Annotated in this window: 15 protein-coding genes; 13 read left to right on the top strand and 2 right to left on the bottom strand. The window is 58.2% G+C overall.

Features of this window, described 5'->3' with window-relative positions; all coding sequences use genetic code 11:
• The first annotated feature begins 2 nt into the window (after positions 1-2).
• The 6 genes from KOSB73_RS21780 (at position 3) to KOSB73_RS21755 (ending at position 5,985) form a co-directional block, all read left to right on the top strand.
• Positions 3-530 carry a fimbrial protein gene (locus KOSB73_RS21780; RefSeq protein WP_024359261.1) on the top strand — a complete coding sequence of 176 codons (528 nt, stop codon included), beginning with the start codon at positions 3-5 and terminating at the stop codon, positions 528-530.
• A 62-nt stretch (positions 531-592) separates the two neighbouring features.
• Complete coding sequence (locus KOSB73_RS21775) at positions 593-1,255, top strand: fimbrial biogenesis chaperone (protein ID WP_024359260.1); 663 nt, start codon at positions 593-595, stop codon at positions 1,253-1,255.
• Positions 1,256-1,285: 30 nt separating this feature from the next.
• Complete coding sequence (locus KOSB73_RS21770; RefSeq protein WP_084402807.1) at positions 1,286-3,835, top strand: fimbria/pilus outer membrane usher protein; 2,550 nt, start codon at positions 1,286-1,288, stop codon at positions 3,833-3,835.
• Between the two features lie 19 nt (positions 3,836-3,854).
• Positions 3,855-4,898, top strand: a complete 1,044-nt coding sequence (locus KOSB73_RS21765; RefSeq protein WP_024359258.1) for a fimbrial protein — start codon at positions 3,855-3,857, stop codon at positions 4,896-4,898.
• A gap of 12 nt (positions 4,899-4,910) precedes the next feature.
• Positions 4,911-5,420, top strand: a complete 510-nt coding sequence (locus tag KOSB73_RS21760) for a fimbrial protein (protein WP_004870973.1) — start codon at positions 4,911-4,913, stop codon at positions 5,418-5,420.
• Between the two features lie 34 nt (positions 5,421-5,454).
• A complete protein-coding gene (locus KOSB73_RS21755) occupies positions 5,455-5,985 on the top strand; it encodes a tyrosine-type recombinase/integrase (protein ID WP_004870975.1) in 531 nt (176 codons plus the stop codon).
• 48 nt (positions 5,986-6,033) lie between these two features.
• Here KOSB73_RS21755 and rnz read toward each other — a convergent pair whose 3' ends face one another.
• A complete protein-coding gene (rnz, locus tag KOSB73_RS21750) occupies positions 6,034-6,951 on the bottom strand; it encodes a ribonuclease Z (RefSeq protein ID WP_098140989.1) in 918 nt (305 codons plus the stop codon).
• A gap of 60 nt (positions 6,952-7,011) precedes the next feature.
• Here rnz and KOSB73_RS21745 point away from each other — a divergent pair, with 60 nt between their 5' ends.
• The 7 genes from KOSB73_RS21745 to menE all read left to right on the top strand — a co-directional run bounded on the left by KOSB73_RS21745 (position 7,012) and on the right by menE (position 14,594).
• Positions 7,012-7,473 carry a GNAT family N-acetyltransferase gene (locus tag KOSB73_RS21745; protein ID WP_004870979.1) on the top strand — a complete coding sequence of 154 codons (462 nt, stop codon included), beginning with the start codon at positions 7,012-7,014 and terminating at the stop codon, positions 7,471-7,473.
• Between the two features lie 97 nt (positions 7,474-7,570).
• A complete protein-coding gene (gene menF / locus KOSB73_RS21740; protein ID WP_024359256.1) occupies positions 7,571-8,866 on the top strand; it encodes an isochorismate synthase MenF in 1,296 nt (431 codons plus the stop codon).
• Between the two features lie 77 nt (positions 8,867-8,943).
• Positions 8,944-10,614, top strand: a complete 1,671-nt coding sequence (gene menD / locus KOSB73_RS21735) for a 2-succinyl-5-enolpyruvyl-6-hydroxy-3-cyclohexene-1-carboxylic-acid synthase (protein WP_098140987.1) — start codon at positions 8,944-8,946, stop codon at positions 10,612-10,614.
• Complete coding sequence (gene menH, locus KOSB73_RS21730) at positions 10,611-11,369, top strand: 2-succinyl-6-hydroxy-2,4-cyclohexadiene-1-carboxylate synthase (RefSeq protein ID WP_098140985.1); 759 nt, start codon at positions 10,611-10,613, stop codon at positions 11,367-11,369. Before menD ends, menH begins: the two co-directional genes overlap by 4 nt.
• A 14-nt stretch (positions 11,370-11,383) precedes the next feature.
• On the top strand, positions 11,384-12,241 hold the full coding sequence (gene menB / locus KOSB73_RS21725) for a 1,4-dihydroxy-2-naphthoyl-CoA synthase (protein WP_004123101.1): 858 nt from the start codon (positions 11,384-11,386) through the stop codon (positions 12,239-12,241).
• Positions 12,241-13,206, top strand: a complete 966-nt coding sequence (gene menC, locus KOSB73_RS21720; RefSeq protein WP_024359253.1) for an o-succinylbenzoate synthase — start codon at positions 12,241-12,243, stop codon at positions 13,204-13,206. The genes menB and menC overlap by 1 nt, the downstream gene beginning before the upstream one ends.
• Entirely contained in the window at positions 13,203-14,594 is a 1,392-nt protein-coding gene (gene menE / locus KOSB73_RS21715) for an o-succinylbenzoate--CoA ligase (protein WP_024359252.1), read from the top strand. Before menC ends, menE begins: the two co-directional genes overlap by 4 nt.
• Here the strand turns inward: menE and KOSB73_RS21710 are convergent.
• Positions 14,571-15,194, bottom strand: a complete 624-nt coding sequence (locus tag KOSB73_RS21710; RefSeq protein WP_004133986.1) for a DUF2238 domain-containing protein — start codon at positions 15,192-15,194, stop codon at positions 14,571-14,573. The two genes, menE and KOSB73_RS21710, sit on opposite strands and share 24 nt — an antisense overlap.
• Between the last annotated feature and the right edge of the window lie 102 nt (positions 15,195-15,296).

Genomic DNA, 15,296 nt, shown 5'->3' with positions numbered 1-15,296 from the left:
TCATGAAAAAAACATTACTTGCTGCTGTTGTTGCCGCCTGCGCGACGATCTCTGGTGCTGCGCTGGCAGATGACGGTCAGGTGAAGTTTATTGGCGACATCATTGATGCTGGTTGCGACGTGGTCAACGACCTGTCTAACCCGCTGGAAGTCCAAATGGGACAGATCGCCAAGACGGCGTTTACCGGTACCGGTTCTACTGCGGCTGAGCAAGGTTTTGATATCCAACTGAAAAACTGCCCGACTACGGTTACTAAAGCATCGGTACTGTTCTCCGGCACTAATGTCGGCGGCGACAATAGCAAACTGCAGCTGACCGCAGAACCTAATGTCGCTACAGGCGTGGCTCTGCAGCTGGTTGATGGCAGCACTAACAGTACCCTGCCGCTGTTCACCCGTTCTACCAGCCTGACCATCCCATCTACCGGTGATATCGATCTGCCGTTCCGCGTTCGTTATATCCAGACCGACACAACTGTTGTTGCTGGTAAAGCTAACGGTAGCGCTAACTTCACTATCAGCTACAACTGATCCTCCGTCTATTAGACCGTGCTAGCGAGCCGAAATCGGCTCGCTTTTCCAGGGAGCTGGAGATGAAACGATACCTGAAAGTGTTGATGGCTGGATGGCTGTTGGTGGGCGCTACGGCACATGCGGGCGTCGTGACCGGCGGTACTCGCCTGATTTATCCGGGCGGTAAAAAAGAGGCCACGCTGAGCGTAACCAACAATGATGCTACACCCTATCTTATTCAGAGCTGGGTGGAGAATGATAAAGGGGCCGCGCCCTTTCTGTTAACGCCGCCGTTATTTCGCCTGGACGGTGAGCAGCAGACCCGCCTGCGGGTGATTTATAGCGGCGGATTGCCCGAAAACAAAGAAAGTATGTTCTGGATGAATATCAAAGCGATTCCATCCTCACAGGCCAAAGCTGGCGCCAACACATTACAGATCGCTATTAAAACCCGTATCAAATTAATTTATCGGCCGAAATCCGTCGAGGGAACGCCGGAAACAGTGACGGATCAGCTTCGCTGGACGCGCAGCGGCAATACGCTACAGGTCACTAATCCCACCGCGTTTTATATGAATTTCGCCGAGGTGAAAATCGGTGGCGCGGAAGTCAAAGAAGCCAACTGGGTGGCGCCTGGCGCGACGGCGCGTTTTGATTTGCCGCGCGGCAGTACAGGCTCTTTGCAGTGGAAACTGATTAATGATTACGGCGGTATTGGCGCGCAGCACAGCGCTAATTTGTAAAGGCTATCAGGCCAGGGAGTTCCAGAGACAATGAACAATAATCATAACAAATGGCGGCTTAACCGGATAGCCGGAGCTCTGGCCGTTGCCTTGATACCGTGGTGTGATACTGCGCTGGCGCGGGATGTGTTTAACCCGGCGTTATTGGAAATGGATGGCCCGCAGACGGGGGTCAGGGATTTATCGGCTTACGAACACGCTGGAGGGCAGCAGCCGGGAACCTATCGGGTCGATATTTACCTCAACAATATCTTTATGGAAACCCGGGATGTCACTTTTCAGCAAAGCCGGATCCCGGGGGAAACGGCCCTGCAGCCGTGTCTGAACGTTGAAGAGCTTGCCGAATGGGGCGTGCGCGTTAAGCAATTCCCTGAATTAGGCCGTAAATCGGCGGACTGCGCGGACTTGGGCGTTATACCACAGGCAACGGCTGACTTTCGTTTTAGTCAGCAACGCCTGTTATTAAGTTTCCCTCAGGCGGCGGTTACCAGCGCGGCGCGGGGCTGGGTCGACCCGAAGCAGTGGGATGACGGCATAGCGGCCCTTCTGCTGAACTACTCCGTAAGCGGGGCGAATAACTGGTCGCGCAAGAATGACATGCCGGATAGTGACAACCAATACGTTAACCTGCGTCCCGGTATCAACATGGGTCCGTGGCGTTTGCGCAACTACACTACCTGGTCACGTAACAGCAGCGAAGGCGAGTCCAGTAACAGCTGGGATACGGTTTATACCTATGCCCAGCGTAATATTAATGCCCTGCAAGGGGTGATGACGTTGGGCGATAGCAGCACCGACGCCGACATTTTCGAAGGCATTCCTTTTCGCGGGGCGATGCTGGCTTCCGATGACGATATGCTGCCGGAAAGCCTGCGCGGCTATGCGCCGGTGGTACGCGGGATTGCGCGTACCAATGCCCAGGTCATTATTCGTCAGAACGGCTATGAGATTTACCAGACCTATGTCTCCCCCGGCGCGTTCGAAATCACCGATATGTATCCGACCGGTGGCTCGGGCGATTTATCGGTCACTATTAAAGAATCCGATGGCAGCGAGCAAAACCTGATCGTGCCTTATGCTTCACTGCCTGTCCTGCAGCGCGAGGGCCGCCTCAAATATAGCGTGACCTCCGGCGTATACCGGGCCTACGACAATAGCATTGATGAAACGCCCCTTACTCAGGGGACGGCTATTTACGGTCTACCGTTGGGGATAACCCTGTACGGCGGCGGTCAGTTTAGCAGCAAATATCAGTCCCTGGCGCTGGGGGTGGGGAAAAACCTTGGCGATCTTGGCGCCGTATCGACCGATGTCACCCAGGCCTGGTCGAACCGACAGGATCAAGACAAAGAGAGCGGGCAGTCGGTGCGTATTCGTTATAGCAAAGATCTTCCAGGCTTGGGGACTAACATTTCCCTGGCGGGATATCGCTATGCTACCAGCGGCTACTGGGATATGCAGGAGGTGCTGGATACCTATCGGGACGATAATTATACCCCTTCAATCGAACGGCGGCGCAATCGCGGGGAAGTGACGCTCAGCCAGAGCCTTGGCGAAGAAATGGGGTCTCTCTCGCTAAACTATATCCGCGAAGATTACTGGAACACCGGGCGCACGATGGAGTCCGTCGGCGTGGGATACAACAATAGCTGGCGCGGCGTCAGCTACAGCATGAACTACAGCTATAACCGTAATACCACCGACCAGAATACCGGAACGCGCAATGATGAAGACCACCTTTTCGCTCTGAGCATCAGCGTGCCGCTGGGGGAATGGCTGCCGAAACCAGTTTATGCCAGCTACTCCCTGAACAGCAGTAAGAATGGCTCCACCAGCAACAACCTGGGCCTTTCCGGCACTTTGCTTGAGCGTGATAACCTGAGCTGGAGCGTACAGGAAGGATACACCAGCCAGGGACGAGGGGAGAGCGGCAGCATTAATGCCGACTGGCGCGCGACCTATGGCGAGCTTACCGGCGGCTACAGCCATGATAAATACAGCCATCGCCTGAACTACGCCCTGCGCGGTGGAGTCCTGGCGCATGAAAATGGCCTGACGCTGGGGCAGCCTTTTGGCGAAACCCTCGCTTTAGTTAAAGCGCCCGGCGCTTCCGGGGTTGGGATCAATAACCAGACCGGCGTCAGAACCGACTGGCGGGGCTACGCCGTGGTGCCTTACGCCTCGCCGTATCGCAAGAATATCTTGACCCTTGACACCAGCACGATGCCGGACGATGTCGATCTCGAGCTAACCACTCAAACGGTGGTGCCAACCCGCGGGGCGGTGGTTCGCGCAAACTACTCCACTAGCGTCGGTAGCCGGGTTCTGATGACGGTTCGTCGGGCGAATGGTCAGCCGGTACCTTTCGGCGCGATGGTCAGCGTACCCGGAGCCGCGGCGTCAGAGCAGGCATTTATCGTTGGCGAGGGCGGACAAGTTTATCTGACCGGGCTGGAGTCTAATGGAGCGCTTAACGTGAAATGGGGAGCGGCCGCACAGGAGCGCTGCCGGATTCAGTACGCGCTGCCGTCAGGTAAAACGCTCACCGGCATTATTGTAGCCCCGGGGCTATGCCGCTAATCGAAAGGATGCAGAAATAATGAAACGATTTTTATGGGCAATATTAGCAGGCCTGTCGGCGCTGGCGCTATCGCCGCAGGCGATGGCGGCAACCGGGTGGTGTGAGACGACTTCGGCTGGTCACGCTCCATTTCGCAATACATTCTCATTTATTGAAACCTTTACTAATCCCTCGCAAAACCAGGCTGGGATGACGTTTCCTCGCCTGTACCGTTGGAATACCGGGGGAAATTATAATGCAAAATGTGATTGTGGCAGCTATATCACTGGGCCTACATATTTTAAAGCCACGGTACCTGGGATGGCTGCGACGCAAAGTCGAGGCGGGGTAAATTATTATCAGCTTAATAAATATCTGGAAATTGCCAGCGAGCTATATATTGCCGGGGGCGTGAATGACTATTTCCCAACACCTATCGACAATAAAAGCAATAACAATAACCAGGGCTTTGCTTGCAATGCGGGCGGTTCAACTTTTCAGAGTGGTTCAGTGGGATACGTTTCGCTCTATTTTACTCGACCATTTGTTGGTCAGGTGACTATCCCTCCGACGGTTATCCTTAATGTCTATGGAACAAGAATCTCTGGAAGCTACGGTGCAAATCCATTAACGCAGATCTCAATGAGCGGCTCGGTTACGGTACCGCAGTCCTGCGAAATAAATACCGGTCAGCCAATTAACATTGATTTTGGCGATATTGCTGGCAATAACTTCAAAACGGCCAACCAGATGCCGACGGGCTTCACTCCTTACGAGGTAAATATGACCGTGGCCTGCACCAATATTTCGGCAGGGGTTAAAATTGCTCTCTCATTCCAGGGCACGGCTGACTCCCATGACAACACTGCGCTGGTGACGACCAATAGCGATATTGCGGTGCGGATTGAAAGTATTACCGGAACCAAAATTCCAGTGATTTCAGGGCTGCTGCCGGTCGATCTGAACTATTCGACCCAGACCGGGGATACCACTATGAAAGTCTATCCGATAAATACCACCGGTAATTTACCCGCTGGCGGTGGGTTTACCGCCACGGCAACCATTCAGGCTGAAATTGAATAGCAGGAGTCAATAATGAAAAAGGCGCTATGGTTGGCATTGTTGCTGCCTGTTTTTTCATCCTGGGGCGGAATACCCTTAAATATAAAAGGCACGATTTATTATTATCCCTGCGATGTGAGCACTGATACAAAATATCAAGAGGTGAATTTCGGTACGCTGGTGAAAACAAATTTTCAGGCGGCCGGCTCCGCTTCGGAGTGGAAAACCTTTACCTTAAATGTCGAAAACTGCCCGGCAGGAACCACTAAAGCGACGGTGAAGTTTGACGGCGTGACGGACGGCGATGACGCCACGCATTTCGCCAATGTGGCGGCCAGCGATGCGGCGCAGCGTATTGCGCTGCAAATAACCAATAGCGACCATTCCACGACCTATAAAAATCAGGACAAGATGACGGTTGCGATTAACAGCAGTACGCAAAAGGGCGTTTTTCCGCTGGCTGCCCGTTTATATTCAACTCAGGGCGGAGCGACGGCGGGTAACTTTGAATCGGTGGTGCAGTTAACATTTACCTATCAATGACCTGATGAGCTAACTGGATGAAAAGGAATGGCGTATGCAGGAAGATACGGAATATCTGAGCGTAAAGGATGTTGAGCGACTGGTACTTGCCGCAAACTATTGTGCTCACCCGGAAAGAAATAGCTGCATGATTCAAATGTGCTTTTTGCACGGCTGCCGGATTAACGAAATTACCGCATTAACTTTGCGAGATATCGACCTGCCGGGAAAACGAGTTTATATTCGCCGGGCGCGTCACGGTATTTCTGGGTATCATCCATTACAACCGAAAGAGGTTCTCTCACTGCAGCGCTGGTTGCTGGCCAGAGAGTGTTATCCGGCGCAAAATGATTTATTATTTATCTCCTCTCGCGGTAATAAAATGACCCGTCAGCGTTTTTACCAGATTATTCGTGAATGCTGCGAGCTGGCAAAATTGAAGCAAAATATTCACCCGCGGATGCTGCGCCATGCCTGCGGCTATGAACTGGGAAAAAAAGGCATTGATGACGACTCTATCCAGGATTACCTGGGTTATCGGAATTTGAAATCTATCCTGCGTTATAACAGCTACGTTGAAGAGTAGCTGGCGGCGTATTCGCGGCTTTTGTCTCTGCCGCGTTACGCCTCTTTTTTATTCTACGGTATAGACCATGAAATCTTCCGCCAGCACGGTAGACGGGAATATCTCTCGGCACTCTGCCAGCAGGCGCTGGCAGCCTTCAGCGTCATAGCGAGAACTAAAATGCGTGGCGATAAGCGTACCGACGTCGGCGTCGTGCGCCAGCGCGGCGGTTTGCTGGCTGGTTGAATGGCCACGGCTATTCGCTTTTTCCGCCATCGCCTGTTCGAGGGTCACCTCATGGACCATAAGATCCACGCCGCGGGCCAGTTCCAGCGCCGCCGGGCAGGGGGCGGTATCGCCGAAAATCGCCAGCTTCTTACCCGGCGTTGCCGGGCCGAGGTAGCGGCTGCCGTCAATCACCCGACCATCCAGCTCAACCGTCAGCCCCTGCTTTAAACGGTGGAACAGCGGGCCGGGAGGCACGCCTTCGGCGATAAGCCGGGCGGCATCGAGGGTGCCCGGCTTATCATGCTGTTCGATACGATAGCCATAGCACTCGACCGGATGGTTTAACGGCCAGGCGGTGACCCGGAAGCCGGCTTCATCAAACACCAGCCCCGGTTCCACTTCGACGATAGTGAGCGGATAATCGGTCCAGGAGCCGCTCAGGCGCAGCGCGGTTTCCACAAACTCTTTAAGCCCCTTTGGCCCGTACAGCGTCAGCGGCAGAGTATTGCCCTGCATCGAGCGGCTGCACAGCAGGCCGGGGAGGCCGAAAAGGTGATCGCCATGTAAATGGGTGATAAAAATCTTGTTCAGTTTGCCGGGGTGACAGGCGGTGCGCAGAAACTGATGCTGAGTTCCCTCTCCGCAGTCGAACAGCCACATCTCCGCCATTGTTGGCTGTTGCAAATTCAGCACTATCGACGTCATATTACGCGTACGGGTCGGCACGCCAGCGGATGTCCCCAAAAAGAGTAATTCCATCGTCCAGTATCCTCAGGGCATGGGTCAAAAAAACAAAGTATACCAACTAAGGAACCGCAGATGATGACATGGCAGGATCTTCACCACGCCGAACTGACCGTCCCCCAGCTATATGCCGTGCTGAAATTACGCTGTGCGGTGTTTGTTGTCGAACAATCCTGCGTCTATCAGGACATCGACGGCGACGATCTGGTGGGAGAGAACCGCCATCTTCTCGGCTGGCGCGGCGATGAACTGGTGGCCTACGCGCGCATTCTCAAGAGCGATGACGAGTTTGAACCGGTAGTGATTGGCCGGGTGATTATCAGCCCGGCGGCGCGCGGCGAGAAGCTGGGTTATCAGCTGATGGAACAGGCGCTGGCCAGCTGCCGTCAACACTGGCCGCAAAAGGCCATCTATCTTGGCGCCCAGGCGCATCTGCAAAAATTCTACGCCAGCTTCGGTTTTGTGCCGGTGACCGAAGTTTACGACGAGGACGGCATCGACCATATCGGCATGGCGTACGAAATCGCCACTCACTGACCGTCGCGCGAATTAAAAGCCGCTCCCTCATCGTGGGTACTGCTATTCCTCAGTAGTACCCCGTATAATGTGGGGTTTTTACTCCGTGGAGGTTCGCGTGCTGTCTGTTTCCACCGCGCTGGAAAGCCTATACCGCTGCCTGGATGAAGCGTTCCCGCCATCGCCCGGCACGCGAATTTACGATATCTCCTTTGCGCTGAATGACGCTTTTGATCCGCTGCTGTGGTGCAACCATCAGCGGCAGTGGCCGCAGTTTTACTGGCAGCAGCGCAGCGGCGATGAAGAGCTGGCGGCGCTGGGAGCGGTAAAAACCTTTGCTTCCCTGACGCTGGCGCACGATTTTTTGCGCCAGCAGGGGCGTGATGACCTGCGAATTTGCGGCCTTAACGCCTTTGATCCTCAGCAGGGCCTGTTGCTATTGCCGAGGCTGGAGTGGCGTCGCCTGGGCGGCAGCGCCACGCTACGTCTGGTGCTGTCCAGCGAGAGCTCGCTCCGCGACGATGCCCGCGCGGCGCGTGAATTTCTCGATTCGCTGACGGCGAAACAGGCGCAGGCCACCGCGATGCCCTCTCTGCTTAGCGAACAGCATTTCCCGGCTTATCCGCAGTGGCGAGCGCTGATTACGCAGGCGACGCAGGCGATAGCGGCGGGGGAGATGGATAAAGTAGTGCTGGCTCGCGCCACCGATTTGCATTTCGCCGCGCCGTTAAACGCCGGATCGATTATGGCCGCCAGCCGTCGCAGCAATCTTAACTGCTTCCACTTCCTGATGGCCTTTACCCCGCGAGAGGCATTCGTGGGTTCAACGCCGGAACGGCTGTGGCGGCGGCGCGGCGCGCTATTGCGTACCGAAGCGCTGGCGGGAACCGTCGCCAGCCATGCGGACGATCGTCAGGCCCAGCGTTTGGGCAACTGGTTGATGGGCGACGATAAAAATCAGCGCGAAAATATGCTGGTGGTGGAGGATATCTGCCAGCGGCTGCAAGGGGAGACGCGCGCGCTGGAAGTGCTGCCGCCGCAGATTGTTCGTTTGCGGAAAGTTCAGCATTTGCGGCGCTGTATATGGGCCGAGCTGGATAAACCCGATGATGCCCGCTGTCTTCATCTGCTTCAGCCCACGGCGGCGGTCGCGGGTTTGCCGCGTCAGGTGGCGCTGGATTTTATCACCCGTAATGAGCTTTTTACCCGCGGCTGGTATGCAGGCTCCGCTGGCTATCTGTCGCTGGCGCAAAGCGAATTTTGCGTCTCTCTGCGTTCGGCGAAAGTCGAAAACCATACGCTCAGACTGTATGCCGGGGCGGGGATCGTCAGCGGCTCTGACCCTGAGCAGGAGTGGCAGGAAATTGAAAATAAAGCCGCGGGATTGCGTTCGTTACTGCTTACAGAAACATAGATAAAACGATGCATATCAAAACGGCAACAGTCTGCTTTATCTATACTTAGCCTCAATATTTGATACTGGACAAATTCATGTCAGTAAGCGCATTTAACCGACGCTGGGCGGCGGTGATCCTTGAAGCTTTGACCCGCCACCGCGTGCAGCACATCTGCATTGCGCCCGGATCGCGTTCGACGCCTTTAACCCTGGCGGCGGCGGAAAACCACGCGTTTATTCACCATACCCACTTTGACGAACGCGGTCTTGGCCATCTGGCGTTAGGGCTGGCGAAAGCCAGCGGCCAGCCGGTGGCGGTAATTGTGACCTCCGGTACCGCGGCGGCTAACCTCTATCCGGCGCTGATTGAAGCCGGGTTGACCGGCGAAAAACTCATTTTGCTGACCGCCGACCGGCCGCCGGAGCTGATCGACTGCGGCGCGAATCAGGCTATACGCCAGCCGGGCATGTTCGCCTCGCATCCGTCGCACACAATATCCCTTCCGCGCCCGTCGCAGGATATCTCCTCCCGCTGGCTGGTCTCGACCCTCGACCAGGCGCTCGGCGCGCTGCACGTCGGCGGCGTTCATATTAACTGCCCGTTTGCCGAACCGCTGTATGGCGATATGGACGACACCGGCGCCGAATGGCAGCAGCAGCTCGGCGACTGGTGGCAGAGCGATAAGCCCTGGCTGCGTCAGTCTCTGCAGACCTCAAGCGAAAAGCAGCGTGACTGGTTTTTCTGGCGCCAAAAACGCGGCGTAGTGGTCGCCGGACGGATGAGCGCGGAAGAGGGCCAGAAGGTTGCCGAGTGGGCGAAAACGCTCGGTTGGCCGCTGATTGGCGATGTGCTCTCGCAAACCGGGCAGCCGCTTCCCTGCGCCGATCTGTGGCTCGGCAACGCAAAAGCGGTCAGCGAACTGGCGCAGGCGCAAATCATTGTTCAACTGGGCAGCAGCCTGACCAGCAAACGCGTTTTGCAGTGGCAGGCTACCTGCGAACCCGAAGAGTACTGGCTGGTGGACAACCTGCCGGGGCGTCTGGATCCTGCCCAGCATCGCGGTCGTCGCCTGGTCTGCGCCATCGACCGCTGGCTTGAGCAGCACCCGGCGGAAAAACGCCAGCCGTGGGCCGTCGTTATTCCTGAACTGGCGCGCCAGGCCTGGCAGGCGGCGGTCGCCAGCAGCGAGGCGTTCGGCGAGGCCCAGCTGGCGCAGCGAATCCGGCGCTATCTGCCGGATCAAGGGCAGCTGTTTGTCGGCAACAGCCTGGCGGTACGTTTAATTGACGCGCTGTCGCAGCTACCGGCGGGTTACCCGGTCTACAGCAATCGCGGGGCCAGCGGAATCGACGGCCTGCTGGCGACGGCGGCCGGGGTGCAGCGCGCCAGCGCGCGCCCTACGCTGGCTATCGTCGGCGATCTGTCGGCGCTTTACGATCTCAACTCGCTGGCGCTGCTGCGTCAGGCTTCAGCGCCGATGGTGCTGATTGTCGTCAACAATAACGGCGGGCAGATTTTTTCCCTGCTGCCCACGCCGCAGGCGCAGCGAAGCCAGTTCTATCTGATGCCGCAGAATATCCATTTCGCCCATGCGGCGGCGATGTTCGATCTGACCTATCATCGCCCTGCGGACTGGAATGAACTGGAACAGGCGCTGGACGTTGCCTGGCGAGCGCCCGGCGCGACGCTGATTGAGCTGGTGGTCAACGAAACCGACGGTACGCAAACTTTGCAGCGGCTGCTGGCGCAGGTGAGTCAGCTATGATCCTCCACGCGCTGGCCGAACGCGGCCAGCCGGGCCATCCCTGGCTGGTCTTTTTGCACGGTTTTTCCGGCGATTGTCACGAATGGCTGACGGTCGGCCAGGCGTTTGGCGCGTATTCGCGTCTCTATATTGACCTGCCGGGCCACGGCGGTTCAGCGAATATTGCGGCAAACAGCCTGGCCGAGGTTGGTTATCTTGTTGAGAAAACGCTTAATAGTTACAACATACTTAAGTACTGGCTGGTGGGTTACTCCCTTGGCGGACGGGTGGCCATGTACTTTGCCTGCCAGCCGCGCGAAGGGCTCTGCGGGCTGGTGGTGGAGGGGGGGCATCCGGGGTTAACGGATGAAAACCAACGCTTGCTGCGCCGCCGCGGCGATGCCGCCTGGGCTGAACGCTTTCGCCGCGAGCCGCTGACCCAGGTGTTTGCCGACTGGTATCAGCAGCCGGTCTTTGCTTCCCTTGATGCCGCGCAGCGGGCGGCGCTGATTGCGCTACGCAGCCGCAATAACGGCGGTGCGCTGGCGGCAATGCTGCAGGCCAGCTCGCTGGCGGAACAGCCCGATCTCCGCGAACCGTTACGGGCGCGCGAGTTCCCTTTTCATTACCTTTGCGGTGAACGCGACGGCAAGTTTCGCGCCATCGCCGATGAGCTATCGGCCACCACGCACGTGATTAATCATGCCGGACACAACGCGCATCGGGAAAACCCCGATGCTGTCGTGGCTTGTCTGGCGCAGTTTTTAGCGAGTTAACTGAAGGACACTTTATGATCTCTCTTGATGAAGCAATGCTTTACGCCCCGATTGAATGGCAGGACTGCTCCGAAGGCTACACCGACATTCGTTACCAAAAATCGGCGGACGGAATTGCCAAAATCACCATCAACCGCCCGCAGGTACGCAACGCATTTCGTCCGCTGACCGTCAAAGAGATGATTCAGGCGCTGGCGGATGCCCGCTATGACGACAATATCGGCGTCATCGTGCTGACCGGTGAAGGCGACAAAGCGTTTTGCGCCGGCGGCGATCAGAAGGTCCGCGGCGACTACGGCGGCTATCAGGATGATTCCGGCGTTCATCACCTCAACGTTCTCGATTTCCAGCGGCAGATCCGCACCTGCCCGAAACCGGTGGTGGCGATGGTGGCGGGTTATTCCATTGGCGGCGGCCATGTCCTGCATATGATGTGCGATCTGACCATCGCGGCGGAAAACGCTATCTTTGGCCAGACCGGTCCGAAAGTCGGCTCCTTTGACGGCGGCTGGGGCGCCTCGTATATGGCGCGCATCGTCGGGCAGAAAAAAGCCCGTGAGATCTGGTTCCTGTGCCGCCAGTACGACGCGCAGCAGGCGTTGGATATGGGCCTGGTCAATACCGTGGTGCCGCTGGCGGATCTGGAAAAAGAGACCGTGCGTTGGTGCCGGGAAATGCTGCAAAACAGCCCGATGGCGCTGCGCTGCCTGAAGGCGGCGCTGAACGCCGACTGCGACGGCCAGGCGGGACTGCAGGAGCTGGCGGGTAACGCCACCATGCTGTTCTACATGACCGAAGAGGGTCAGGAAGGGCGCAATGCTTTCAACCAGAAGCGCCAGCCGGACTTCAGCAAATTTAAACGGAATCCGTAATGCGGCAGGCGCAGGTCTACCGCTGGCAGCTACCGATGGACGCGGGTGTGGTGCTGCGTGAACGGCGGTTAAAAACCCGCGATGGTTTGCTTCTGCGCCTGCGCGACGGCGAGCGCGAAGGCTGGGGGGAAATCTCTCCCCTGCCGGGATTCAGCCTGGAAACGCTGGATGACGCGCGGACGGCGCTGCTGGCGTGGGCGAGCGCCTGGCGAGATGGCGAAGACGGCGCGCTGCCGGCTCCGCCGTCGGCGGCTTTCGGGGCGAGCTGCGCACTGGCGGAACTGTGCGGCGAGCTGCCGCAGGCGGCGGATTATCGTGCGGCGCCGCTCTGTTCCGGCGACCCGGACGAGCTGTTCGCCAGGCTTTCGCTGATGCCCGGCGAGAAGGTCGCCAAGGTCAAAGTTGGCCTGTATGAGGCGGTGCGCGACGGTATGGTGGTCAATCTGCTGCTGGAGGCGATTCCCGATCTGACGCTGCGCCTCGACGCTAACCGCGCCTGGACGCCGCTGAAAGCCCAGCAGTTCGCTAAATATGTTAATCCGCACTATCGCAGCCGCATCGCCTTTCTCGAAGAGCCTTGTAAAAATCGCGACGATTCGCGCGCTTTTACGAAAGAAACGGGTATCGCTATCGCCTGGGATGAGAGCCTGCGCGAGGCGGACTTTAGCTTTGCCGCCGAGCCGGGGCTGCGGGCGGTGGTGATTAAACCGACCTTGACCGGCAGCCTGCAAAAGGTACGCCAGCAGGTGGCGCAGGCGCATGCGCTGGGGCTGACGGCGGTGATCAGCTCATCCATTGAGTCGAGCCTTGGACTGACGCAGCTGGCGCGAATCGCCGCCTGGCTTACCCCGGACACGATACCCGGTCTGGACACCCTGAGCCTGATGCGCGGCCAACTGGTGCGCCGTTGGCCGGATAGCGAGCTGCCGTGTCTGAGCGTTGATGAGCTGGAGCCGCTGCTGTGACCTTTAGCGACTGGCCCTGGCGTCACTGGCGGCAACGGCGGGAAGAGGCCCGGGCGCTGCGCTTGAATGAGCGGCGGCTAAGCTGGCGAGAACTGTGCGCGCGCATTGATGCGCTGGCGGCGGGATTTCACGCCCAGGGGGTCAGCGACGGCGATGGCGTGCTGCTTCGCGCTTACAACCAGCCCGATGCTTTGCTGGCATTGCTGGCCCTGCTGCAGTGCGGCGCGCGCGTTCTGCCGCTGAATCCGCAGCTGCCGGCTCCTCTGTTGGCGGAACTGCTGCCGTCCCTTGGCCTGCGCCACGCGCTGGCGCTGAACGGCGGCGACCTTCCGGTAGCGCTTAATGCCTTAGTTTTGCGCGTTGGCGACGGCGCGTACGCGGCGGCCTGGCGAGAAGATCGTATCGCTTCCATGACGCTCACCTCGGGGTCGACGGGGCTGCCGAAAGCGGCGGTGCACGCTTTTCGCGCCCATCTTGCCAGCGCAGAGGGCGTGCTGGCGATGATACCCTTTGCGCCACACGATGACTGGCTGCTGTCGCTGCCGCTGTTTCACGTTTCCGGTCAGGGCATTCTCTGGCGCTGGCTATTTGCTGGCGCAGGCCTGACGGTACGCGACAAGCAGCCGCTGGAACAGGCGTTACGCGGCTGTACCCACGCCTCCCTGGTGCCGACTCAGCTATGGCGCCTGCTTAACGGCGACGCCGGGGTGTCGTTAAAAGCGGTTCTGCTCGGCGGCGCGGCGATTCCGGTGGCGCTCACCGAACAGGCCCGCAGGCGCGGTATCCGCTGCTGGTGCGGCTACGGGCTAACCGAGTTTGCCTCCACGGTATGCGCCAAGGAGGCGGACGGCCTGGCGGATGTCGGGCGGCCGCTGCCGGGGCGCGAAGTGCGGATTGTCGATGGCGAGGTCTGGCTGCGCTCGGACAGCATGGCGGAAGGCTACTGGCGCGATGGGCAAACGGTCCCCATCGCTGATGCCGACGGCTGGTTCGCCACCCGCGATCGGGGACAGCTGGAGCACGGCAGGCTGACTATCCTCGGAAGAGTGGATAACCTCTTTTTTAGCGGCGGAGAAGGTATTCAGCCGGAAGAGGTGGAGCGGGTTATCGGCGCACACCCATTGATTGGGCAAGTTTTTATCGTGCCGCAGGATGACGCGGAGTTTGGCCAGCGGCCGGTGGCGGTGGTGGAATGCAGCGCGCATTGCGAACCGTCCGAGCTGGCAGGCTGGTGCGCCGATAAGCTGGCGCGGTTTCAGCAGCCGGTGCGCTGGCTGCGGCTGCCTGAATCGCTGAAAACCGGCGGAATTAAAATTTCCCGCCGGGCGCTACGCGACTGGGTCAACCAGCAGGAGAGCTCCGCCTCAGAAGCGCTGGACGTGCAGTAGCTGCTGCGTATGCCAGCGGCCCAGCGCAAAAACGGTGGTCAGCGCGCCGAGCAGGGCGCAGAACATATCGGACTGAGTATCCCAGGGATCGCCCTGGGTGCCGAGAAATTCATCGGCGCCCTGTCCCAGCGCCAGCGCCGCCCACCATTCGATCAGCTCGTAGACGGCGCTAATCGCCAGCGCAATGCAGCAGACCACGAAACCGAGCATTTTACGCCCGTGAACGTAGCCGCCGCGCAGCAAAATCTCCCGCGCCGCCAGCGCCGGGACCAGCCCCTGGAAAAAGTGTCCCAGCTTATCGTAGGGGTTGCGGCTCAGCCCCAGCCATTCCTGTACGTCAAAGCCGATGGGCACTTTGGCGTAGGTGTACATACCGCCGACCATCAAAATGATGGCATGGAAGAAAACCAGCGTGTAAAGCAGCGGCGTCAACGGATAACGCGAGCGCGTGGCCAGCAAAAGCGGAACGAGGATAATGACCGGCGTGACTTCCATCAGCCAGGTGAGTTTGTCCCCTGCGCTGATACCGGTGTAAGCGAGGATCAGGGCCAGCGCCAGCGCGGCGAATGTTAACCCCGAACGGGATGCTGCGACGGTCATAACGGATCACCAGAAAGTTAAAACGATAACTATCAGGCAGATGCAGGAGAAATTCAATCGATACCGTCATTGGCGGCGGTTGACGACCGCCAATGACGTTGT

Source organism: Klebsiella grimontii (assembly GCF_900200035.1).
GTDB lineage: Bacteria > Pseudomonadota > Gammaproteobacteria > Enterobacterales > Enterobacteriaceae > Klebsiella > Klebsiella grimontii.
The sequence above is the reverse complement of the archived record's forward strand: the minus strand, read 5'-3'. Positions and strand labels throughout refer to the sequence as shown.

Bases quoted from the DNA above. Each gene is read 5' to 3' on its own strand.
- KOSB73_RS21780 (WP_024359261.1), top strand. From the start codon at position 3: ATGAAAAAAACATTACTTGCTGCTGTTGTTGCCGCCTGCGCGACGATC.
- KOSB73_RS21775 (WP_024359260.1), top strand. From the start codon at position 593: ATGAAACGATACCTGAAAGTGTTGATGGCTGGATGGCTGTTGGTGGGC.
- KOSB73_RS21770 (WP_084402807.1), top strand. From the start codon at position 1,286: ATGAACAATAATCATAACAAATGGCGGCTTAACCGGATAGCCGGAGCT.
- KOSB73_RS21765 (WP_024359258.1), top strand. From the start codon at position 3,855: ATGAAACGATTTTTATGGGCAATATTAGCAGGCCTGTCGGCGCTGGCG.
- KOSB73_RS21760 (WP_004870973.1), top strand. From the start codon at position 4,911: ATGAAAAAGGCGCTATGGTTGGCATTGTTGCTGCCTGTTTTTTCATCC.
- KOSB73_RS21755 (WP_004870975.1), top strand. From the start codon at position 5,455: ATGCAGGAAGATACGGAATATCTGAGCGTAAAGGATGTTGAGCGACTG.
- rnz (WP_098140989.1), bottom strand. From the start codon at position 6,951: ATGGAATTACTCTTTTTGGGGACATCCGCTGGCGTGCCGACCCGTACG.
- KOSB73_RS21745 (WP_004870979.1), top strand. From the start codon at position 7,012: ATGATGACATGGCAGGATCTTCACCACGCCGAACTGACCGTCCCCCAG.
- menD (WP_098140987.1), top strand. From the start codon at position 8,944: ATGTCAGTAAGCGCATTTAACCGACGCTGGGCGGCGGTGATCCTTGAA.
- menH (WP_098140985.1), top strand. From the start codon at position 10,611: ATGATCCTCCACGCGCTGGCCGAACGCGGCCAGCCGGGCCATCCCTGG.
- menB (WP_004123101.1), top strand. From the start codon at position 11,384: ATGATCTCTCTTGATGAAGCAATGCTTTACGCCCCGATTGAATGGCAG.
- menC (WP_024359253.1), top strand. From the start codon at position 12,241: ATGCGGCAGGCGCAGGTCTACCGCTGGCAGCTACCGATGGACGCGGGT.
- KOSB73_RS21710 (WP_004133986.1), bottom strand. From the start codon at position 15,194: ATGACCGTCGCAGCATCCCGTTCGGGGTTAACATTCGCCGCGCTGGCG.